Annotated in this window: 17 protein-coding genes; 2 read left to right on the top strand and 15 right to left on the bottom strand. The window is 32.8% G+C overall.

Features of this window, described 5'->3' with window-relative positions; all coding sequences use genetic code 11:
* Nucleotides 1–51: 51 nt before the first annotated feature.
* The 14 genes from ABD077_RS18405 to ABD077_RS18340 all read right to left on the bottom strand — a co-directional run bounded on the left by ABD077_RS18405 (nt 52) and on the right by ABD077_RS18340 (nt 19,610).
* Complete coding sequence (locus ABD077_RS18405; RefSeq protein WP_343913700.1) at nt 52–1,701, bottom strand: contractile injection system tape measure protein; 1,650 nt, start codon at nt 1,699–1,701, stop codon at nt 52–54.
* A gap of 3 nt (nt 1,702–1,704) precedes the next feature.
* A complete protein-coding gene (locus tag ABD077_RS18400; protein WP_343913699.1) occupies nt 1,705–5,508 on the bottom strand; it encodes a PKD domain-containing protein in 3,804 nt (1,267 codons plus the stop codon).
* A gap of 16 nt (nt 5,509–5,524) precedes the next feature.
* Nucleotides 5,525–8,338 carry a hypothetical protein gene (locus tag ABD077_RS18395; protein ID WP_343913698.1) on the bottom strand — a complete coding sequence of 938 codons (2,814 nt, stop codon included), beginning with the start codon at nt 8,336–8,338 and terminating at the stop codon, nt 5,525–5,527.
* Nucleotides 8,339–8,401: 63 nt separating this feature from the next.
* The gene (locus ABD077_RS18390) at nt 8,402–11,626 is read right to left on the bottom strand and encodes a baseplate J/gp47 family protein (RefSeq protein WP_343913697.1); all 3,225 of its coding nucleotides are present in this window, start codon (nt 11,624–11,626) and stop codon (nt 8,402–8,404) included.
* A 22-nt stretch (nt 11,627–11,648) separates the two neighbouring features.
* Complete coding sequence (locus tag ABD077_RS18385) at nt 11,649–12,068, bottom strand: GPW/gp25 family protein (protein WP_299607144.1); 420 nt, start codon at nt 12,066–12,068, stop codon at nt 11,649–11,651.
* Between the two features lie 2 nt (nt 12,069–12,070).
* The gene (locus tag ABD077_RS18380) at nt 12,071–12,361 is read right to left on the bottom strand and encodes a PAAR domain-containing protein (protein ID WP_299607142.1); all 291 of its coding nucleotides are present in this window, start codon (nt 12,359–12,361) and stop codon (nt 12,071–12,073) included.
* 94 nt (nt 12,362–12,455) lie between these two features.
* Nucleotides 12,456–14,201, bottom strand: coding sequence for a type VI secretion system tip protein VgrG (gene vgrG, locus ABD077_RS18375; RefSeq protein WP_343913696.1), 1,746 nt, complete (start codon nt 14,199–14,201; stop codon nt 12,456–12,458).
* Between the two features lie 2 nt (nt 14,202–14,203).
* Nucleotides 14,204–14,929, bottom strand: a complete 726-nt coding sequence (locus ABD077_RS18370) for a CIS tube protein (RefSeq protein ID WP_343913695.1) — start codon at nt 14,927–14,929, stop codon at nt 14,204–14,206.
* 2 nt (nt 14,930–14,931) lie between these two features.
* Nucleotides 14,932–15,099: a DUF5908 family protein gene (locus ABD077_RS18365; RefSeq protein ID WP_343913694.1), complete on the bottom strand. Its 168-nt coding sequence runs from the start codon at nt 15,097–15,099 to the stop codon at nt 14,932–14,934.
* Between the two features lie 6 nt (nt 15,100–15,105).
* Complete coding sequence (locus tag ABD077_RS18360) at nt 15,106–15,549, bottom strand: phage tail protein (RefSeq protein WP_299607136.1); 444 nt, start codon at nt 15,547–15,549, stop codon at nt 15,106–15,108.
* Entirely contained in the window at nt 15,549–15,995 is a 447-nt protein-coding gene (locus tag ABD077_RS18355) for a phage tail protein (protein ID WP_299607134.1), read from the bottom strand. Before ABD077_RS18355 ends, ABD077_RS18360 begins: the two co-directional genes overlap by 1 nt.
* Nucleotides 15,996–16,034: 39 nt before the next feature.
* Complete coding sequence (locus ABD077_RS18350) at nt 16,035–17,993, bottom strand: phage tail sheath family protein (RefSeq protein WP_343913693.1); 1,959 nt, start codon at nt 17,991–17,993, stop codon at nt 16,035–16,037.
* Nucleotides 17,994–18,008: 15 nt separating this feature from the next.
* A complete protein-coding gene (locus ABD077_RS18345; RefSeq protein WP_343913692.1) occupies nt 18,009–19,019 on the bottom strand; it encodes a hypothetical protein in 1,011 nt (336 codons plus the stop codon).
* Complete coding sequence (locus tag ABD077_RS18340) at nt 19,020–19,610, bottom strand: Pvc16 family protein (protein ID WP_343913691.1); 591 nt, start codon at nt 19,608–19,610, stop codon at nt 19,020–19,022.
* Between the two features lie 448 nt (nt 19,611–20,058).
* On the opposite strand from ABD077_RS18340, the gene ABD077_RS18335 reads away from it, so the two are divergent.
* Both ABD077_RS18335 and ABD077_RS18330 read left to right on the top strand, forming a co-directional pair.
* Nucleotides 20,059–20,628, top strand: a complete 570-nt coding sequence (locus ABD077_RS18335) for a toxin-antitoxin system YwqK family antitoxin (RefSeq protein WP_343913690.1) — start codon at nt 20,059–20,061, stop codon at nt 20,626–20,628.
* Between the two features lie 23 nt (nt 20,629–20,651).
* Nucleotides 20,652–21,002, top strand: coding sequence for a hypothetical protein (locus ABD077_RS18330; protein ID WP_343913689.1), 351 nt, complete (start codon nt 20,652–20,654; stop codon nt 21,000–21,002).
* 12 nt (nt 21,003–21,014) lie between these two features.
* On the opposite strand, the gene ABD077_RS18325 is transcribed toward ABD077_RS18330, so the two are convergent.
* Nucleotides 21,015–22,484 carry a hypothetical protein gene (locus ABD077_RS18325; protein WP_343913688.1) on the bottom strand — a complete coding sequence of 490 codons (1,470 nt, stop codon included), beginning with the start codon at nt 22,482–22,484 and terminating at the stop codon, nt 21,015–21,017.
* Nucleotides 22,485–22,590: the final 106 nt, after the last annotated feature.

Raw genomic sequence — 22,590 nt, 5'->3', positions numbered from 1 at the left:
TCGACAAGCTCAGTGTGACATTTATCTTATTTAAATCTTACATTCCCTTTTTCACCATTCCACAAAAAACAGTTGATCGAACCATGGTAGTTTAATCATATTTAGATTCCATGGAAGTTTTTCTAATAGTAGGTCTTGTGTTTTACGCTCAATAATGATTCGATGCTTACCTGATTCTTGATCTAATAGTAACTTTCCTTCTCTTTTAATGAAGTTTTCTCGTAATCCATCTGCGGAAGTGTTCTTTAGCACTTGCCAATTTTGGATAACTGAATTCAGTAATTTTTCGCTTTCTTCTTTAAAACTTTTGGGGAACTTTATATGCTTCCGAATTGGTTTATCTAATGGGTAACCACATAGGAACTTTTCTAATGTTAAGTCTGTTTCCATCGGTTCTTCTTCTTTGGTAGCCAGATAGTGCAATAAATGGATTGCCAATTCTACTTTTTCTGGAACTATTGTACCTACTTTATCCAAAAGTCCCAAAGCACCAAACAAGATTTTTAGATAAGGATGAAGCAAGATCAAACCCGTATTACGTATGTAAATAGCAACATCTTCTATTTCGTCTATTTCTTCTTCTGTATACTGAAATATTTGATCTTCGGCGATATCAATATTTTGTAAACTACTATCGACCTCGATGGTTAGTTGTTCATCTAATAATTCTTCGACAAAAGATTGTATTGCTTTTCGTGAACCAGCTTGTTTTTCTTTCACAAAGGTTGATAACTCCTTTGTAAATTGGACAATTAATTTCTTTAGCACCTTGTTGTTTATATTCTTTTTGAATTTATCATCGATGTGCTTTTCAATGTTCTTAGGCGAAAGTTTAAATACCTTATTTGCTTCTAGTGCTAATTTGATTTGTTTAGTACATGCTTTCTCAATTATGCTTTGCAGTTCTGATAGTTTGATTTCTTCAGGAAGTAGATCCTTTTTTGTAAAATCTTTTAATCTTAAGTGTTCTTTGAAAAATTGAGAAACCTCTTTTTGAATAGTATTTTTTGTACCAAAGTGATCTAATTTATTAAACTCTTCATGAAGTATTTCTTTATTTTTATGCCTCTGAAACCTTATGATTGAATCCCAAAATTGTTCTCGCTTGTTTTGGTTTGTTAGTGTTTTCGGAAAAGAAATATTATTTTTCCTGTTACTGAAAATCCTAATCAAAACCTCATCAGAAAATTGATATATCAATCTTTTTCGAACATTTGAGTTTCCTATCTTTTCTAAAAGCTCCTTCTTAAAGTTCTTCCTGGAAATGAGTGTATTTATAAATAAAGGATCTTCTAATTTCTTTTCTGAATCCCACCATGGATTTCTTCCTGTTTTTAGAAAATGGAAAAATGCATCTACATCACTTTTCTCTTTGGTAGTTCGTAAGAATGGAGCATCTTTTGTATCTAAAAACGCTTTATCGCCGATATTTCCTAATTTCTTTTGAAATGCCTTTACGACATCCAACTGAAGTTGTACTTGATCTTTTACATTAGCACAATCAATATCTAGTCTAAGTGTATCGAATCGTAAGATTTGATCCCCAAATCCTTGTACACTATTAAAATAAGAGGTAATCGTAGGCAATAAACTATCTTTCAAAAACACATCTAGATGATCTTTGAGGTAATATGCCGTTTTAGTATCGGCAGTATTTACCTCAAAGAGTACTTTTTTTATGATATGCTTGCTCTTATCCATTACTTATAAAAGTTCTAATTGTTCTTTGATTCTTTCTACCAATAGCGGTTTATCCGATACTTTTTCTAATGTGATGTCTAAAAATTCTTTTAATCTTCCATCAGTATCCACAATCATTTGATTATTTCTAAACTCTTCTAATGCGCTTGTAATCGATGCCAATACCTCTTCTAATTCTCCTCTGAATTCTTCGATTTGATCATTGGACTGACAGCATAAAATAGCATAGAACAATTGTATTTGTAGTCTGAAAATGTTGGTTAAAGCGTTAAATTCGAAACTATCTTGTTCTTCTATTCTTTTTAAAATTGCTTCAGCGGTAGTTCTAATTAATGGTCCAAAACTCATCATCAGCTGATCATTGAACTTCCCTGCAATAAATGCATCCATATCCTGTACAACAGTTTTGTATAAAGTTGATGTAGGCTCAAAAATGTTGACTCTTATTTCTTCGGATAAATCACTAAACTGTGGTAATTCTTCGAATCCTTTTTGGATAGTTCCTTTTGCATCAATTACACAATCTGTATCGATCACTTCTACTTCAAACTGAATATCATGAGAAACATCATGACTACATTTTCCATTAGTTATTGTTAAAGTAACCGTCGCTAAATTCTGATCATTTACAGGAAGTTTAAACTCGTGTCTTGGGTTTTCGTCTGTTCTGTTATCAGGTAACGTATTGTCTCCAAAATCCCAGAAATAAGTAACACCCGCAGGAAGGTCAGCTCCTTGCACCATAAAGTTTACTGAGGCTATCGTATTATCATTAGAATACCGTGGTTCAGAGTTTTCAAAATCAAACTCTGGTCTTCTAAACACTGTAATTTTAGCATCTGTAATTTGATCATTTACTGTAAACGCTATTTCATTACCTAACAATTCTTCTGTCACTTGACTAGCATCAAAGAAGAATCGACCATCTATCTGTACTACTCCTCCATTTTGGCTTTCATCAACGCTTGCAGCCACAATTCCATCTGCTGGAACTACCTCGAAAGGAATTGGAGCAGTTTCATTATGTAGACAAATATGATCCACAGGTAATCGAAGTGAAACAGGTTGTTTAGGAATAATAAATGCTGTTGGAGCACAATCAGAACAACATATATACGGTAATGAAAAATCTGCTACCACTGTATTTTCTGTAACATTAGAAATTGGAACGGAAAAAAGGTTGTTTAGTCCTGTGAGATTAGCTACACTTAGTTCTGGAAGTATTGGATTTAGTGCTAAACTATTGGTATTTATATTCGTAAGAGGGTTTAATGTGATTGGATTATTTATAGCAGAAAAACTAAGTGGTGTAACTGCATTTGTCACAGGTGCTAATGATAAAAACGCATTATTGGCTATTGATAATCCGTGTGTTTTGGTTCTCCCTCTGTATACCATTACAAAAGTTCCTCCTGGTTTTACACCTGCCTTATGCTCTAATCCAGAATTTTTTTCTACAAATTTTGACAAAAGTTTTTGGGAAAGAACTTCTTCTTTGCGCTTTTGAATTTCATCTAGTAGTATTTCTATTTTCTCTGCTGCACAACAATTAATTGACAATTGATTTAACAACAATGCATATTGCTGTTCAAAACCTGTTCTTTGATAGTTTGATGCTTGCGAGTATAATAATCCTGTAGTTCTCTTTTTATAGGCTTCTACCTTTTCGCATAGACTCTCAATGGTGATCTTGTAATCATTAATTCGTTGCGGTTCCATTTCCTCTACACTGTTAGGAATATATCTAGTAGCTACTTTTGTATGCGCTAATATCTCTGCTGGCTGGTCTATTGCTACTTCTTTTATTTCTGTTTCCCAAGCAGAAATAACAGGATCCTCCTCTATATCTTTTTTAATTACTGCGATAATATCCTCTGCAGAGCCTTCTGGTTTTTCTTTAAATGCTTTATCTATAAATTTTCCTAAAACATCTTCTTCTTTGATAATATTTTCTTCTACAACAGTATCTACATTATATACTGTTTCGAAACCTCCTATATTTGCAAAATTAGTCTCCAGAGCCAATGTATTTATAGAAGCAGTTCTACTAGTATCGAGTGTGATCGGAGCTAAAAAAGAACGTTCCTCCGCTACAAGTCCAGTATTATTGGTTTCAAAACTATTTACTCTGTAGTATTTGTGTTTTCCTTTATCTTGTAAACTAAAACCTGAGAAAAATCTAGCCACACTTGCATTCAAACAATTTTGTTCCGCTCTCCAGGCTTTCAATACAGCATTAAGATCTTCAAATTGACATTTATAATCCGATAAATCCAAACTTTCTAGGGCTTCGTCAATACTTAACACTTTTATATCAAATGCTAACCCTTTTTCGGTTTTTATAGTATCCAGATCTTTTATTGCAGTACGATAGTCTTTTCCTAAATGACCTTCAATTCTATAGAAATCGTTTGTGTCAATATTATAATCTAAAGGGTTTTGAATAGTATCATTACTGGATAGATTCGAACTCCGATACCCTAAATTCTGATCTTCTTGGAATTTCTTGGTTTTTGTATAATTCCAATTTTGAATAAGGTTTTTAGAAGTACTGAAATAATAAGGTATTGATCTTTTGCTTAAATCTTCATCATAATCTCTTGATGGTGTTACCTTTATTGTTGTAAAGGCAGATGGTGTAATTCGATACTCCTCTAACATATAGTGCATACGCTGAATTAAGTTTCGTATTTCTAACCATTTTTCTTTTCCATCGGTAATAATCGATGAAGGGTAAAAACTATGTCTACATTCGAGATAACTTTCTTCAGGAACTAATTCACCTAATAAAAGATGCTTCGGAAATGCGTTTCTATTCGGACAACAAACCCATCTTAAATCAAATAATAAACATTTAATTTCTGTATAGGTACTTATCAAATCTTTTAAAAGATCATATCTATATTGAATATCTATAGGAATATCATTTATACTAAAATCAAATAAACCATCTATATTATCAATAATACCTTTGCTGCTATTTACTTCTAAAGAATCCGTATCCAATAAAGTTCTAAAATCCGTAAATAGACGAGTAATAGCTGTTTTTAAATCTATTATGATAGAAGTACTTTTAATTACATCGTAATAACTTTTCTTTAATCGGTAATAATTTGTTGTATTAGAGTTCTGAGAAATAACAGTATTACCAGAGTTATCTACTATGTATTGGTTTGTTAGGATAACGCGTTTTACTGCTAATTCTGGAAGATTTATAAACTTCTTTGTGGTACTATGCCTGTTAAAGATTGGATCATTAGATTGATTACTAATTGCTTTTGCGTCATTTTTAGATACTAATAAGATTCTAATGTTGGCAACTTGTTCTTGGCCTTGAGTATCGCAATCGGTAGAAGTACATGGCGTTTCTTCTTTTGCAAAATTTTCTAGATATAGCACAACTACTTTATCATTGATATCTTCTAATTCATTCAGGGCAAGGGAATCCGTAGTTTCTGATTCTTCTGTGGTAATCAGTTCATGGATGGTATTGATAGTATCAAATTTGCTATAATTAGCTTCATTATCTTCAAAAACCTTGATATGTGTATATGTCTTAGAAAGATACTTTACCAAATCTCCATCCGTGGTTACTGCACATCCATCCGAAATGATTATAGAACTATTTTCTTCATACGAAACATCCAAACCACAGACGATTCCTACTCCACTCAAACAAATACGAGTAAGTCGATTTTGATCTTCGAAATATTCTATAATAGTATTTAATTGTTCTGCTGTCAATACCTGATCATCAACAAAAGATCGATATTGTGTTGTAATTTCTTCTAATCGTATTGTTGCCATGATTTTTCTTCTTTTTTTAAAGATTCCCAATATTGGTTCTTCCTAATATTATTTTGTTTCCTGTTTCTTCTGTATCATCATTATCACAATCGTGCAATCTTCCTGTTTGATAAATTGTATTGGCCTTATTCATAGCCTCTATCAATTCATTTAAAGTGGCTCTATAATTCTCGATATCTGATTTGCTTCCTATACTAGTATCACAATGTAATTGCTCTAAAAAGCTCTTGTATTTGGTTTGAAGATGTAGCATGTCATTTTCTTCATCTGGCACTAATCCTAAGGGATGTCCAATCCAACATACTTTGGCCAAAACATGAGCAGGTAGCTCTTCTCTAATCAATTGCTCGGCAAATCTTCTAAAATCTTTATTCCCAAATCTCTTCGTCCATCCAGGAAGTATGATCGAAACCCTAAAGGAGTATGGATCGAAAGGGCTACATGACTTGCAATCTGCATCTATGCATACTGGCATAAAATTTTCTGGACTGGCATCGGGTTCTAATCCTGAAGGATCTTCAACATCAAATTGATCTAAATTATTCTTATCTGGTCTAAGCAGGATATGTTCTATGATATACATTCCTTCATCTGCCGTTACCTCTTTTATTAGTGCAATTAGAGCATCTCTCGCAGCTACACCTTCTTCTTTAGTATCTGTAAAAGCTATTCTTCTTGCGATAATCCAATCTTCGTTCTCTGGATCATTGATATCAGGGTTAATTAGGTTGAAATATGTCTGAGTACCATCTTCGGTTAACTTAAAGTCGTAATTATCTGGGTTTTTAGCATAATGATATGCTAAGAAAAGCTCTTTAAAAGCATCCTCTAAACTATGATAATGCTTACTGGACGATAGCAATACCTGACTTTCATTTTTAATTCTCCATCTGTATTCTGTTACACCATCATCATCCAGTTCTTCATAAACTTCTAAAAATTCGGAAGCTAAATCTCTTCTGCTATGATCTACAATCCCTAGTAATTTTGCTATTCTTTGTTGAACACCTGAAATATTCACCGTATCCCAAATACCATTATCGTTTAAGTTAGATTCTGGATTACAGTAGTTAAATCCCAGTCCTCTTGCGCAACTGATTTCTTTATAATTTTGTAAAAAACTAAGCTTTGCCCTCAAAATTTCATCATTGGCAATATCATTATCGCCATAAATTAATTTCATCATAAAAGCGTAGTCACCAAATCGTTCAGCAAATCGACTAATCAAATGATCTAATAATTGATTCCTTCGTTCATAGAACACCTCTTTTCCTGTTTTTTCTTCGTGCAGATCATTTATGATCCCCAGAAGATCAGATTCATAGTTCGAGTAATCCCCTACTATCATTTTAATATCAGTAACATCTTCAACTTTTTGTGCATAATAGGTTTGCCTATTCTTGAGTTCTTCTGCTTCCGTAAGTATTACATTATCCACATATAGTTTTTTCAGATGTTCATCCACTGATAACAAATCTTTTACTTTGGATAGATGCTGAAAATAATTGGCTAATACTTGATCAAAGAACAACAAATATGCTTTTAATTGATTTGCTTTGGCCTTTCTTGGTTTTTTAGCATTTCCGGGAAGTCCAAAAGGAGAAATCCCATAGGCATCAGGAAAATCATTCTGTATGGTTGTGTAACTTTCTGGCGCCATGTATTTCCCTAATGGCATTGCTACATCTTCTATCTCAACATCTTCATATTTGGCTTTTTCCTGTGCTTTTAGTTTAGCTAAGTGGGTCGCTACTTTTTCTTTATTAATTCCTATTGGTAATAATCCTTTGGTGAAATTAAAAGTACTTTTATCGCATCGTACTGGTTTATGCCAATCCTTAATACAAATATTCCATGCACCTTCTAATCCTAAAGTTTCTCCACAATTACTTATTGAGATATCCTTAATTACATGAACCCCTTCGATATTCATGATGAGCTGAATGATATCAGATAATCTAACATCCTTTCGAAGATCTGCTTTGATTAGTTCTTCTTTATCAATAAAACCACCTTTATTACTTTCTAAAGGGACACAGCCACTTGAAAAGGGAATAGGTCCTTCAAAAATTTGATCTGTTGTATATCCTTTATCAAACATTTGCTGTAAAGAATAAAAATTAACGGTTGGAGAAAAATAGAGGTCTATAGCTTGATAAATTAGTGCTAGTATATATTCTTCATCAGCACCTGGATCCAAATCTATATATGCACAGATCGCAATAGGATGTTCTTCTACAATAGAAACATCTACTACATCTTCGCAAAGATTTCTGTTCTGATTATATATGTCTTTTACTAAAGAAATAATAGTAGTTGGATCTTCAACTTCTTCTTCCAGATCAATAATTACATCATTAAGACCTTTTAATTTAAATGGTGCTGGAAAAGTTTGGTTTTCATCAAAAGGAGTATAGGATAATTGAGCGGGATGTTCCTTACAGTTGACGTGTATAAATTCTTCGTGTTGTTTTATCCATGCATTTTTTACACCATCAATATGAATAAAAAGATTGCGATAATCTAAAGCTGTAACTGGTTTTGTGGGTAAAATGTGTATAGCAGATAAGAACTGTTCGTGCATTTTTGCCATATTGTTGTTCTTAGATGCTAAAAGATTTTCTATAGGCATTTCGATACGTTGCGATAAATCTGTTATGGCATACGACAGCATTTCTAAAATAGTAATCCCAGGATCATGTACATTATAATCTGTCCATAGCTTACTCCCGATTTTCTCTATATAGTCTACTCCAATCTCTCGCAAGTATTCATAATCCAAATCATTTTTGGTTCTTATATTTTTGGGTATGGATATCGTTTCTTTCACGAGTTTTAGTTTTTAATAATTAATTCTTTCTCCTATTTTTCTATATTTTAAAAATCATCATTCCTATACTTTACATTCTTCTGAAGGACTCACTACACTTACAGCATGCTTTGTATATTCTACAGAAGTGAGAATCACTTTCGCACTTGATGGTACTACTTTCTTTGTTTGATTAAATATTTTTTTTCCGGTAGATGCGTCAATCCCTATTTCTTGCAATAATTGAAAGTCGGTTATGTAGTCTACATATGATAATTTCTCGATATAATTAATTACCATACTTTGGTGTAGGGTAATCCCAAAATCAATTACCGAAGTTTCCTCAAAAGCCCAAGGAGCTAAAAGCTTAGCAATATCTTTTTGTAATTGGATACTATAAAAACTCTCATCTTTACCTTCGTAAAACTTCGCTTTTAAATTGACCTTAACTTCTTCGTATACTGGATTAATTACCTGAGCCGCAACATGGAGCGTATTCAAATCATTAATAAATTCTTGAATAGCATTACGTTTTGCTTTACTGATTCTTGGTTTATAAGGATCATATACATTTTGGTTAATGATATTCGGTATGACCACCAAGGTTACATCTCCAGGAGATAAAAAAGACGTTAAAGAGGTATGATTTAAACAATTAACCTTATAGATGTCTGAAAATTCTTGTAATATCAGGTTTTCGTAATCCCAGATAGTAATAGCTCTTTGTTTATGTCTAAGGCGTTCACTAATTCTGCGATAAAAATCTTTATCAGTTTCTTCTGGTTTACCATCAAAAGAACCATAATTCTGGGCAACTCCTTTTACATTTGCTAGCCGTTCTACTAACTTAGAGATTGTTCCTTCAGGAATACCATATTGTAAATGATTCAGATTATTATTGTTATTTTGAAATTGTGCTAAAACAGCTTGCGCCTTAATATCTATAAGCTGACTTACGGTATCAAAATCTCTTGGATTCTCTACTTTAACCCAGAATAATCCTGTTGGTAATTTTGTATTTTCTTTTGTAGCTTCTTTTGGAATCGAAAACTTTACTATTCCTGATTTTAGAAAATTATCCGTGTTGTTAGATATTATATAATCTGTATTTAAAGACAGCCATTCATTATTACATAATATGGACCATGCTAGTTTTTCTCCATCAGCAAAATCATTTGCCGTTTCAGGGTTTTCACTACCTTCTAAGGTTTGTACTAATAAGGAAACACTTTGTAGATTTTTCGCATTTTCAATCCCTATAAACAAGCATCCTTTTTTATAAGCTGGTAATAATTTGATTTCTGGATTGGCAATAGCTAGTACAGATGCCGTTTTTAAATCTTCACTTTCTTCCGATATACCAAAAGGGTGTTCATGGAATAGCTGAACATTAGCATCTGTCATACTTGCTTGTGCTGTATATCCAACTTTTATTGTTTCTATCTGTGGAGTATACGGCGCATTTGGAATTAATGTGTCAGTAGCATTTTCTTTGGATAATGCTACCGAAAAAATCTTAGGGAACAGATCATGTAAAAATGATTGATTGAGAATAAGTTTGACAAAACCTTTTTTTATGGAAGCTGAAAACTTTTCTTTAGCGGGTATCTTTGATTGAAATGGAAATCCTCCTTTTTGAAATTTTGGTAATGGATCCATAAGAAAATCCAAAAAACCACCTTTTTCACTTCCCACTTCAGCAGTACGGGTAATTGCTATAGTACTTTTATTGCGATCAGCTTCGCTAAAAAGTAAATGATCCAGATCTTTTGATTCCCAAACCCCATTCTCTAGAACTTGTATTTCTGAAGTGAAATAGTCTTCATTAGCTACAATAGCTTCTAAATTATCATCATTGACTAATCCTCCACTAGAATTTAAAGCTAACGTATATCTATCTTTACTAATTCTTTCTATAAACTCTGTTCTGTAAGCTATATAATTTTCGACCAAACTGGGTTTATCTTTCCAAGAGAAATCAATATTTATTTCGGTCCAATTTTTATCCAATGCTTCGGGAAGACCAATAAAAAAATTAGATCCTTTTTTAGGTTGAGGACCAAAAGGATAAAATGGTTTGGAAGCATCCAAAACCCCTAAATCATTTTCAATGGTTATATCCTGAATGGAATCTACAGAGACATCAATAGAGATATTATTTACCTTAGTAGCAGAAAATATATTTTGAAAGGTATTTCCAATGGTATTCGTAATACTATTTTTTATTAAAAATCTGGCTACTGGATCTGTAGTTGTATAGGGTTCCAAAAGCACTTCCTGGTCATACCCAACAATAGACTCTAGTCCTTCATTAATTATAACCACTAGTTTTAGTTCCCCAGAAGCTACAGTAGATTCTGCAACATTAATCTCTGCTTCGATCCATTCTTTTTCTCCACTAAAAAAAATGGCTAGTGCCTCTGGAATATCTGAAGTATTTATTCCTGCTGTGCTAAACGCACCTAAACTTATAGTAAACGTTATTGTCCTTTTTCCTTCTTTTAGCAATAGAACAGGAGACGCGACTCCAAAACCAGTTTTTGCAAAAGGAAGATTCGGATAAGTTGCAGCATCTTGTGTTGGTCCTAATGTATCTGTAGGATATCCAAAAGGCCACCATCGTATCTGATCATCTGGAAAATCTTCTCCTAATCCATCGTATGAATTTGCAATCAAAGCATTTCTAATACCAACTCCTTCTTCGTAGAATACATTACGTAATGAAGAAACAGATGCTTCATTGACCACAATTTCTTCTTGCGTATAATATTCGCGCTTTATGCCATCTTCATCTTTTCCTCCATCTAGCTTAGTGTCTTTATCTATTTTAACCTCAATAGCATTTTTAGCTAGTTCAAACAATACGTGCACTTTATCATCTACAGCTGCCTTATTACTTAATTTCAGAACTTCTTTATAATAAAAATCAAGATGTTTTTTAGACAAACTATTAAGTCGTTCTTGCGAAAAGCTAGTGAGCTTCAAAAAAGCTGCAAATAAGGAAAGATGTGGTTGAATACTTTTTTCCATTGCACTGCCAGCTTCTTCTAGTTTTGTAATTTTTTCTACGAAATTTGCTATTTCTTCTTCTTTTACAAAAAAGCTACTCCAGTCACCTGAAACGGTATTACTTTCTGTATCAAAATATTGTACTTTTTGTGAGAACCTATATGCAAATCGCATCCAATCATCGATATTCAAATCGTGTAATTGTATACTTTCTGGGTCTAGTGCATCAATACAACGTTGACTTTGAGAAGTACCATTCCTCATCAATAATAGATCGTTATGTTCGCAACTGCTGCTCATTGTATTGTCTTTTTATTTTTGTTTAAATATTAGTACCCTCTTGTTTATAGAATGGAAACACCAAATTATTTCTAGCATTGGTTGCTCTAATTCGGTAATCGATATTGATTAATAATTCTCCATCCAATTCATTGGTTTGATCAATTTGTATTTTCTCTGCATCTATTCTGGGTTCGTAGTAGAGAATGGCATTTTTTATTAACTCTCTTACAAAAGTTTTCAAAGTGAGATTTAGAGGTTTAAATAAAAGTTCATCGAGATTACATCCATAATTCGGAACCATTACGCGTTCTCCTAAACGGGTAGATAGTAAAACTTCTAGACTACTTTTAATATCACTTTCATCAGAAAGCATTGCTACTTTTCCGGACTCGTTACCTTCCTTTACAAATTCTGGTGGAAATCCCCATCCTGTTCCTAAAAATGATGTATTTGTATCCATAATCATCCTCCTATTATTACTGTTGGCAATCCCATGACTATGGTTCCTCCATGAGCTGTACTATCGCCCATTCTTGCTGCTGGCATTCCTCCTATCATTACGGTTCCAGATCCCATAATGATTGTGTCTGGAGGGCCTACACAAGTTGCCATATCTCCCACTCTTGCAGCTGGTAAACCTCCAATGAGCACTGTTGGTTCTCCTGCTGGAAGTATTGGACCTCCCACATGGGGAACTACTCCGGTTACCATAGGACATACATGCATATCTGTTATTCTTGCTGCTGGTGGCATTGTATTTTCTTTTTTTAGTTGTTAATTATTGGTTTATAGTTTCTGTCCCAAGAATTTGCTATCAAGCTCTTCTTTTCATTCTCTATATATTTCTCTAATTTATCTGTACTAAGGATCCTTTTAGGGTTGCGGTAGCACTCGAAGACATTTCTACTCCTGCCGAACCTTCCGCCTTAAATTGTGCGTTGGCTTTAATATTTACATTGGTTCCTTCGATATTTACATCTCCAGAAGCTGTAAGATTGATATCGCTTGCACTTTCAATCGCAATACCAGAGCTATCGACGGTAATAATGTTAGAATTATCATCCTCCACTACTATGGATCCCGCATCTTCATCCAGCACTATTTTTTTACCTGCCGGAGTTTCAATACTTATGGATTTTTTATCATCATCAAAAAGTACTTTCATTTCACTTCTAGTAATAAATCCTTTTTCATGATTATCATCACTAGCAGTTATAGGAGCTGGTTTTGCACTACTATTAAGCATTCCTAATACTACTCCGTCATTAGGATCATCATTGATAAAGCCTACAATGACCTCATCCGAGATTTCAGGAAGAAAGAATGCTCCTCTATTTTCTCCTGCATCTAAAGATGCAACACGACACCATATTCCTTGTTCTTCATTATTTATAATGGGTAATTGCACTAATATTCTATTTTCTCCATCAGGATCTTCTTCTAATTGACTTACAATACCTATTTGGAGTCCACAGATTCCCGATAATAATCCAGAAGCGGGTAATGGATTAATATCATAAGTTTCAGAAAACCATTTAGGGTTGATACCAAATTGCGCATCTACTGTCCAATTACCTTCGGAAATATGATGACTTATTCCTGTGACATACACGTTTCCATTAAATCGATCACCAACTCCCTGAAGTTTTAAAATAGTACCTGGTTTAACCGCTGGGATTCCTTGAAATTTGACTCTTCCTCTTATCTTAGATAATTGCTGAAACATCCACTTTGCATCACTCCAATCTTGCATTTCACTGGTAGAAAGTGATCCTCCATGTCTCAATTCTAGATTTTCCAATCCTATTATTGATGAAAGATCTGACGGTTCTAAATTTCCATTAAGTGAAACTGATGGATCTGCAGCCTCAATCTCCACAAGTTCCTGATCAGCATAATTCCAGCTATACGAAGTAACCTTATCTATCTGATGTCTGGCATCAATCTCTGCATCTAGATCGAGCATTGTAGCTCCAAAAGTTATCGTTTCGATTTCTCCAGAAGTAAAATCCGGTTTTTTAATGCTTAGCTTGCCATCATCGACAAAGCACAACTTGCCATTTGCTTGTGCTCTGCTTACGATAAAATCCCAATCAGAAGTATGATATTGCACCAATTCTTTATGTTCATAATTTGTAGCTTCTACCTCTTTATCAATACCATATGCTCCAATAATTTCTTCGATAATATCACTATCTTTATTTTCATAGAAATAGTTGCTTTTTCTACCAATCGTTAGCTTAACCGCTTCGTCTTTACATTCTACAATCAAATAAGAACCATTTGCTCTTATTTTAATATTATGTTTAATGATGATTCCTTTAAAAACCGTTTCTTCATCTGAATGATACCCTGCAGTAATTTCGATTTCTGCACCTGGAATTAGTAGTTCCTCATTACTTAGTTCAAAATCTTGTTTTGCAGGTTCTCCATCTATTAGAATAATTTTAGCGGTAGGAATTCTATTTACTTCTTTTTCAATAGAAATCGTCTTTACCTGATACTTTTTAGACAGTTCATTTCCTCCCACCAAAAGTTTATGAGTGATCAGATCCGCACTTTTAGAGGTTTGTATTACACTTCCTTGCGCCATGATTATGAAATTTTTTCTATTGGTGGAAAAAAGAGTTCTGTTCCTACTTTCAGTTTTCTAAAAGATGTCAGTTCATTTACCTTCGCTACTTCGAGATAATATTTAGAATCTCCATAAATACGATGCGACATTAGTGGCAATGTATCCCCTTCCTTTACTAAGCGCACATGCGTTAAATCAGGAGACTGATTATTTTCTCTTGCAACTCTTAAGTCGTCTTCTACAAATCCTTGAAATTTTGCTTTGGCAACCGCTCGAATTGGAGTTCCGTCTGATTTAAAAAGCTTGAACTCTATGCTCATTTCAGTGAGTTTCCCTTTAAACAAAAGGGTTCCCCAATATATCATTACATAATTAGGAGCATGTTCTTCTCCATTATAATCTAGGATTACTTTTTTAAACTTTTCAATATCATCAATAACCCCTTCTCCATTGTCCTTAAAAACAGTATTACCAGAGCTTACATTAGGATTATTACCATAATGAACAATGACCCCTGTTCTATCAAATAAAAACTCTAACTCCAGATCTTCCGGAAGTTTTTTATTGAATCTTGGAGAAAGATCACTGGTACCTGCCGCTTGATCTTCATTTTGTTCAATCTTATAATTAAACGTATACTTCTCTGGATTAATCAGTGTTGTAAACTCTCCATCAGCTACCTCATCGTTAAACTGAGGATCGCTATACGCTTTTACCCTAAGTTTTGTTAATTCTCCTGTACTCATGACTAACGATCTGTTTGTTTAGCAATTATTTCCATAATTTGTTCAACACACTCAGCAATAATAGCATCCTTATCAGCTTTAGAACTTTTAGCTACTTTGCCTTCAGATTTTTTTGCATCATTATCAACATTGATCTTAATATGCAATTCTTTAATTTCTATTGCTCCCATTTGTATTTATGTTATGGTATTGTAATAGTTATATACTAGTTCAATCGTCTCGATAACCACTTTACTTTCTTCGGCATTAAAATCTCCGATGGACCATTTTATAGGATATGCATGCACTATATTCCAGGATATCAGCGGTTCGTGTTTTTCATTAAGTAACTTGACGATTAGATCTATTGGCTCAAAATCAAAGTTCTCCACAGCTTTTTTACACCAATTCACCACCTCTGAGTTTACTAGAAGTCCTCTTTTTAAAACCAGATTAGGGTATTTAGTTCTTACTGGAATTTTATGCTTAAACCTATTTTCTCCACCTTCAGTAACTTCTTCAGTTTCTATATCCACTGTTAATCCGGAGACAGACTGAAAATGATAGTCTTTTTCACCGGTAGACAAACCGGTGAATTCTACACTAAAATGAAAGCCTACTGGTGGATAATAGGTAGCCATTAGGATGCTAGTTTAAGACTATTAATTACAAACTCTGCAGACTCTATTGCGATCTCATTTCCATCTGCTTTTAGGTCCGTAGATTGCAGTTTAGACAACCATGCATCTGCAGCTTCCCAAGTGAGTATTGGCTCATGTTTTTCATCTAACATGCTAATGGTAAGGTCGCTTCTAAACTTCTCTTCTCCTTCTTGGAAAAAGACGTTTTTCTTCCACATTTCATAGAACTGTCCTTTAGTGGAGGCGAAAGTTCCTCTCTTGATAGCGATATTTGCAAACTTGGTCATTCCAGGTTGTTTCTTCTTGAAATAATCATTATCCGCTCCTCCTCTATATTCTATAACTTCAGTTTCAAAATCTAAACCAGATACTTCTGTACAATTCAGTTCGGTGTCTCCACCGATAGTTACTTTAAAATGGAACTTTGGTAATGGATATTCTGCCATGATTTCTATGTTTTAAAATTTTATATTAGTTAAGAGTTATTATGCTTCTTGCATTTTATGAGAGAATCTAAGAATGATAAATTCTGCTGGTCGTACTACTGCCATTCCAATTTCTATGATCATTTTACCATCTAAAACATCATTAGCAGTCATGGTTTCTCCTAAACCAACATTTACGTAGAATGCTTTATCAGGAGTAGGTCCTGCAAGAGCTCCTGCTCTCCATTGCAGTGTTAAGAAATTATTTATCATTGCTTTTACGCGAACCCATGTATTTCTGTCATTTGGTTCAAAAACAAATTGCTCTGTAGCTTTCTTAATAGATTCTTCTGCCATGTTAAAAAACCTTCTTACCGGCACATATCTCCATTCTTTATCATTTCCTGCCAGTGTTCTTGATCCCCAAACTAAGGTTCCTTTTCCTGTAAATGTTCTAATTGCATTTATTGATTTTCCTGCAGTAGTATCAACATTAAGTCTATCTTGGATATCATTGGTGATTTTTTGACTCGGCTTCACCGTATATTTTACAGAAACATTTGCTGGTGCTTTCCATACTCCACGATCATTATCCACTCTTGCATATACTCCAGCCATTGCAGATGATGGTGGTAATTCTAACGGAAGATTATTGATAGCTGTTTTAATATTATTATATGTGGCACTATCCATATCTTTTATAGCACTCAACTTAAAACCATCTAAGTTTCCACTATCTGGATCCACGGCTTGTGCATTTGTAATTGCAGTTATTACTGGAGGTGTTATTAAGGCTTCCACGGCGTCTATCATTGCATCCACTGTAGCTAAGGCCAAAACGGCATTAGCAGATTCTGTTTTTACAGCTGTTCCGTTTGCAGCCTCTTGGATAGTAGTTAGATGAGTCTCTAAAGAAGTAATCAATGTTGCTATCGTTGAACTATCTTCTACTACTACTGCTAAAGCATCTGCAGCGGCGGTTGCGGCATCGGAAACTACAGCGTCTTCGTTAGAGTTAGCTGCAGCAGTATGAGCATTACTCACTATTGTATTTGTATCTTCTACAATAGCGGATAAACTTTCTACGATCGGCGTGAGTGCATTCGTTATCGTTGATGAATTTGCTAGCGCATCACCAGCTGTCATTGCTTGTAAAGCTGTATCTTCTGTAGTAAGAGTTGTTACCAAACCTGTCATTGCAGCTTGCGCATCAGCGATATTCGTCAATAAATCGTTGGTATCACTTAAAAGTACTGGTTGATTGGTATTATGAGTGATTTCCAAAGCATCTTCATCATAATGATAATCCAAAATTGTTTTTAAATATGGAAAATACACTGCTCCATATTTCTTTTCATCAATATCCGAAGTGATTAAATTTCTCACTCCTTCTGGTTCATTCATTTCAACATCTTCATCATCTGTATAGGTGTCTATGATGCTAAATCTATCCTGCATTTTTTTACACTGCGCTAATGCATTATTGTATAGGTTATAGAAATCTGCTTCATTAGCAAGTGAAGTTGCATCTGGAAACAATAATAACGTTGGTTCATCTTCTTTTTCTAGTGTATTTAAACCGTCAGTAAGGTCATTAAACTGTACTGGAGTTGATGAATTATTTGCAATTGCATCTGCATACGTATTTACAGAAACCACATAACACGGTCCTCCTCCATTAGCAAAATACATTTGCATGGCATAATACATTAAAAAAGGTGATTTTTCATCTTCTACAGGCTCTGTAACTGTAATGGATTTTTCTCCATCGACTTCGGTAATGGTAATTCCTAAAGCGGTCTCTTTTTGTGGAAACCCAAAGTGCACCTCGTATTCCAACATAGAGGTAATTCTCTTTGGATCCATATGCAGCGTCTCTGTAAGATCTTCTTCCTTCTCTTTTGCTTTCTCAGTATACCCTATAAAAGCTGGAATAGCTGTTTCTACTTGGGCTACCGAAGGAGGAAACTTTACAATTTCCTCTATATAGACCCCTGGTGTTTTGTACGTAGTTGCCATAATTTTAATTGTTTATTAAATAAAAATTTCAGAATATGTTGTTGTTATATTTGTATTTTCGTCTGTTACTTGTTTTATCATATTTGCAGTGGGATTTGGAAACATATATTTGTCAATATCCACTGGTAATGTTCCCGAAAAGTCCGTATTTGGATCAATTTCTATAAAGCCATTTTTAGTCAATGGTTTTACCGAAGAAGTTTCCAATTCATTCTCATCTGATTTTTTGATATACTTCCAGATTGTTTTTCTATTATTGAAATGAATTTTGAATGCTGGGAAGGGATCTAATAAAAAACTTTTACTCTCGTTAGGATCACTCATATCGATTTCGACCACATCCATAGTATTATCTCCAATCATTTTCAACTCTATAATTCCCAATAAACCTTTCCCTTTCTCTTTTTGTATAGATTGCTCAATAATTAGTTTACCTTCATCAGTTATTAGGTCATCTTGATCTAATTCGGCAATTAAGTCCAATCGCTTATTGATTTCTGCATTTATGTTTGCCTGTTGGATATCAAACCATAACTGTTGTGTACTTTCTTCAGTTATCAAAAAATCTTCTGTAACTAAATCATTAGAAATATTCGTTGGGATATAAGAGAACGGATTCGCTTCTGTTACTGGTTTTCTATTCGAGAAATAATAGAGCTGATTATTCTCTTCAATTAATTCTGTATAATTATCAAATAAATAGTCCTTTTTGTATAAGAAAAATGTTAGTGTAAGTTCACTATTTAGGAAACTACTTGATTTCAATTTATTAGTATCTTCTAAAACATTGCTTAACAGCTTAAAACCTTTGGACTCGTTAATTAAAATCAGTTTATGATTCTTCATTATTCTATAAGTAGCAAGAGATGGAATCACATCAATAGCATCCAAAAAGTTATACTTTTTCAACTGCTGTTCCTTCTCATCATCATTCATGGACTGAAATGTAACATCTCCATCATCCAGAAAATAGGAATGAAGTAGCTCTACAGAAAAGAGAGTATCGTATAAAATTCTAAACGCCATCTAATTATGATTTAAACTTCCATTAATTTCCTTTATCAATGCGCCTTCAGCCTGAGTAACATCTCTTTCTATTTCGAGTACACTTATTTTATATATCACCGAAGGGTACTGCTTTCCTCCTAGTGTTCCCCAAATGAAATTCATCTCTTCAAAAGATGGGCTAAAAAGTTCTACGGTAAATTTGAAATCCTTGATTTGATCCATTCCATCTAATGCTCTATCAAAATTTGTATTACTTTGTGCAAAAATCCTTTTAGACTGAAAGAATTCTATAACCTTCGATAGACTCTTTAATGACTCTGTGTAGTCACTTCTATTTGCCGAGAACATGATGTATAGATTCAAATGGACTTTGTTATTTTTATAAACAACTTTCGCCCCTTCTATCTGGTGATTTAGTATATTCTTAAGTGTTGCTTCTTCTTCGGTATGAAGTAATGATAGAATTACATTATTATTGGTACTGGAATTCTCATTTGTTTCCGAATCAATAAAAGCAATGTTCTCTAGAGAAACTGGTTTTTCATCAATCTCTACATTAAAGAAATTATTAATTTCTTCAGTAATTATCTGTAATACCTCGAATATCATAGGTTTATATTAGTCTATTAGTAATATGGTTTAACGTTTATAGTATTCATCTCCAACTCAGAGATGTTTTTAAACTTTACATAAATCAGGTAATCAATGATAAATAGGGGTAGTAATTCTTAATCTGTAAAAGGGAAATATGTGTCTGATTAAGATGATATAAAATTATGTTTTAGAAACATTAATTCACATAGCTAAAACACGGATTCTGCATAGGAAAACAACTTTAAAACATAGGGGTAAATACCCCAAGATATTATATTTAACTACAACATATAATTCTAAAGTATTCTTTGGACTAACAGTATTTTTAATAGATATAGATGCTAAGCAAGAACGCAAAGTTCTATTCCCCTGAATTCAGTGAGAACATTTTCACTAAATGAGGTGTAGCTGAGAATTTAGTATTTATGAATCTTTGTATTGTAAAAATTAAAACTCTTTTATCATGAGAACTGCATTTTTAAAATACACATTCATTGTTTCTATCATTTTCATCTCAAAAACACATTCACAAGAATTAGTTCTTTCTTCTACTAAAAACACTTCGAACATATCAGAAAATGTAAAAACGAATACAAGTACAAAGAAAACATTACATTATAATAATGGTACTATTAAAGAAATACGTGAAACCAAAAATGATGTATTGCATGGACTTTGGAAGTTTTTCTTTAACAATGGGGAATTAAAAAAAGAAGGTGCTTTTTCACACGGCAAATCTGTAGGTACCTGGAAAATTTATAATAAAGAAGGTAAATTGATTTTTATTGAAAACTATAAAAACGGAAATGAGCATGGAACTTGGAAAGCTTTTTTTCCTAACGGAAATGTAAAAATAGAAGGAGAATTTGTTTCTGGCAAAAGACAAGGACCTTGGAAGGTTTATACAGAAAATGGAGTACTTAAAAAACTCATAACTTTTGAAGATGATATTAAAAAAGGTGAAATTGAATTGAATGATCCGTCTAAGGATTTAAACTTCTTTTCGGTTCAACAATCTATTGGAAATTATTAAATCCAATCTAAAACTCACACATTATGTTTACACTTACTTTACTCTTCATGCTATCGATCATTATTATTGGATATTATAGAGCATACTGGTCAAAAATTCAGAAACATTATGAGTGTATCAACTATGAAAACTATGCTTTGATCAAAGAATCACCTTTCTCTGAAGAATGTAGTAACTACGAAATCTTAAAAAAAGAGAATCAAATCTGGTTTAAAAACGATGGGTATTCACTGTTTTATATTCAGTTAGTTTCTTTGGATTCTAAGAATGTTGAGCTTATTGGACTTGATGGGTATGGGATGAGAAATATGGAGTTTAAAAAGTACATTTGTAAACTGATACATAAGATAAAAATTAAACACAATAATATCTAAAAATTTAAAATTCTATTTTGGATAAGTACTTGTTTTTAATACAAAAGTTTTAAATGTTTTGGAATAAAACAGGTATCTGATAAAGTTTTCAGTAAAAGAAGAAGTTAAAAATTTAGCACCATTTATTTTTTTTATTTGTTTGATAAATTTTTCTGTTTCGATCTTCTTGTAGATTGTTTTTGAATCTACATTTTCTAAAATATTATAAGAAGGATCTAAAATAATTTCTAATGATAAATCTTTCTTTTTTATTATATCAGGAATACCATCTTCATTTATGTAGGGTTCATTAGGACCAAATCTATTAGGAACTGTTGTTGGAGGAAACGTCACATTCTGATGTTGCATCATAAATTGATGATGAAACCACCAATTGTCATTATAATAATACTTATCGGATTTAACATAGTCAAAACGAATTAACATATTTCTTTCTCTAGTCTTGTTTACTGTAATCGTTGGTTTATTAAGATAATAAGACAATTTACTATTTAAAGAATTGATTTTTTTGGGATCTAGCACACTAGAATAAGCACTCATAAAGTTCGCTTTATGAACAGATTTTCCTGTTATAAAATTTATAACATCTAAATACATATCCTTAGAATTTCTGCAAAATAAAAATAGATGATCTTCATATACGTAAGTAGCCATAGCAGTCCACTTGAATGAGTATCGAGGTGAAAGCTGGATCTCATTAATTATAGGATCAACATCCTTTTGCAAAGAAATAGTTGCAGTGATTATTTTTTTATCTTTTTTGTTATAATTTGTATAATACAATTTTTGCTTTTCATAATAAAATTTAGCATCTGATATAGAACCATTTTTGACATATTCATTGGTTCTAACAAATTGAAAACTTTCGGTAAACATCTCTTTAACTAGTAAACTATCATTCTTTTTAAATTGAATTGAAATAGAATCAATTAAAGTTGAATTTTTTATTTTTTTTATTTTAAGATTTTCTTCTTGAATTTCAATGGCTAACGTCTGATCATCCAATCTGTAATAAGCATCTACTAAATCAACTTGATCATCCACTAAGTCAAGTTTTTTTACCTCTTTATTACTAATATTCATATCTATTAACGAGATGGTATATAACTTTTTGGAATACCCTGAGATTTGTCTGTTATTGTTTCCTCCAACATTGTTAACAAACCTGTGCGTCTGTACTAGTAAAGAAACAATGTTATCTCTATAATGATAAGAAAGAATATCTGGTTTTTTGGTAAAATATAAAATCTCTAAATCAGTAACTATGTCATTACTGTCTACAAAAAAAGATTTGACTCCGTAATTCTTTTGATTTTTGTCTTTAAAAACTACCATATGTATTGAGGAGTCTTTACCTATATTGCCGGAAAAAGTATTAACTGGTTTTTGATGTTTCTGTAGCGCAAATTGAAAGTCATTTGCATAGAAAATAACGAAATAAAAAAGAAAAAAAAGTGAAGTAAATATGTTTTTTGTTTTCATTACTTGCCATAAAATTTAATAAAACATTGAAAATACATCCAAAAACGTATAAAAAGATATATACATCAAGAATATCTCTAAAATACTATTAAGTTCTATCTTAGGC

Origin of the sequence: Aquimarina litoralis, from assembly GCF_039523995.1 — a bacterium.
Lineage (GTDB): Bacteria > Bacteroidota > Bacteroidia > Flavobacteriales > Flavobacteriaceae > Aquimarina > Aquimarina litoralis.
This window is presented reverse-complemented; position numbering and strand designations above follow the sequence as displayed.

Coding starts and splice junctions, on each gene's coding strand:
- ABD077_RS18405 (WP_343913700.1), bottom strand. CDS start 1,701: ATGGATAAGAGCAAGCATATCATAAAAAAAGTACTCTTTGAGGTAAAT.
- ABD077_RS18400 (WP_343913699.1), bottom strand. CDS start 5,508: ATGGCAACAATACGATTAGAAGAAATTACAACACAATATCGATCTTTT.
- ABD077_RS18390 (WP_343913697.1), bottom strand. CDS start 11,626: ATGAGCAGCAGTTGCGAACATAACGATCTATTATTGATGAGGAATGGT.
- ABD077_RS18385 (WP_299607144.1), bottom strand. CDS start 12,068: ATGGATACAAATACATCATTTTTAGGAACAGGATGGGGATTTCCACCA.
- ABD077_RS18380 (WP_299607142.1), bottom strand. CDS start 12,361: ATGCCACCAGCAGCAAGAATAACAGATATGCATGTATGTCCTATGGTA.
- vgrG (WP_343913696.1), bottom strand. CDS start 14,201: ATGGCGCAAGGAAGTGTAATACAAACCTCTAAAAGTGCGGATCTGATC.
- ABD077_RS18370 (WP_343913695.1), bottom strand. CDS start 14,929: ATGAGTACAGGAGAATTAACAAAACTTAGGGTAAAAGCGTATAGCGAT.
- ABD077_RS18365 (WP_343913694.1), bottom strand. CDS start 15,099: ATGGGAGCAATAGAAATTAAAGAATTGCATATTAAGATCAATGTTGAT.
- ABD077_RS18360 (WP_299607136.1), bottom strand. CDS start 15,549: ATGGCTACCTATTATCCACCAGTAGGCTTTCATTTTAGTGTAGAATTC.
- ABD077_RS18355 (WP_299607134.1), bottom strand. CDS start 15,995: ATGGCAGAATATCCATTACCAAAGTTCCATTTTAAAGTAACTATCGGT.
- ABD077_RS18350 (WP_343913693.1), bottom strand. CDS start 17,993: ATGGCAACTACGTACAAAACACCAGGGGTCTATATAGAGGAAATTGTA.
- ABD077_RS18345 (WP_343913692.1), bottom strand. CDS start 19,019: ATGGCGTTTAGAATTTTATACGATACTCTCTTTTCTGTAGAGCTACTT.
- ABD077_RS18340 (WP_343913691.1), bottom strand. CDS start 19,610: ATGATATTCGAGGTATTACAGATAATTACTGAAGAAATTAATAATTTC.
- ABD077_RS18335 (WP_343913690.1), top strand. CDS start 20,059: ATGAGAACTGCATTTTTAAAATACACATTCATTGTTTCTATCATTTTC.
- ABD077_RS18330 (WP_343913689.1), top strand. CDS start 20,652: ATGTTTACACTTACTTTACTCTTCATGCTATCGATCATTATTATTGGA.
- ABD077_RS18325 (WP_343913688.1), bottom strand. CDS start 22,484: ATGAAAACAAAAAACATATTTACTTCACTTTTTTTTCTTTTTTATTTC.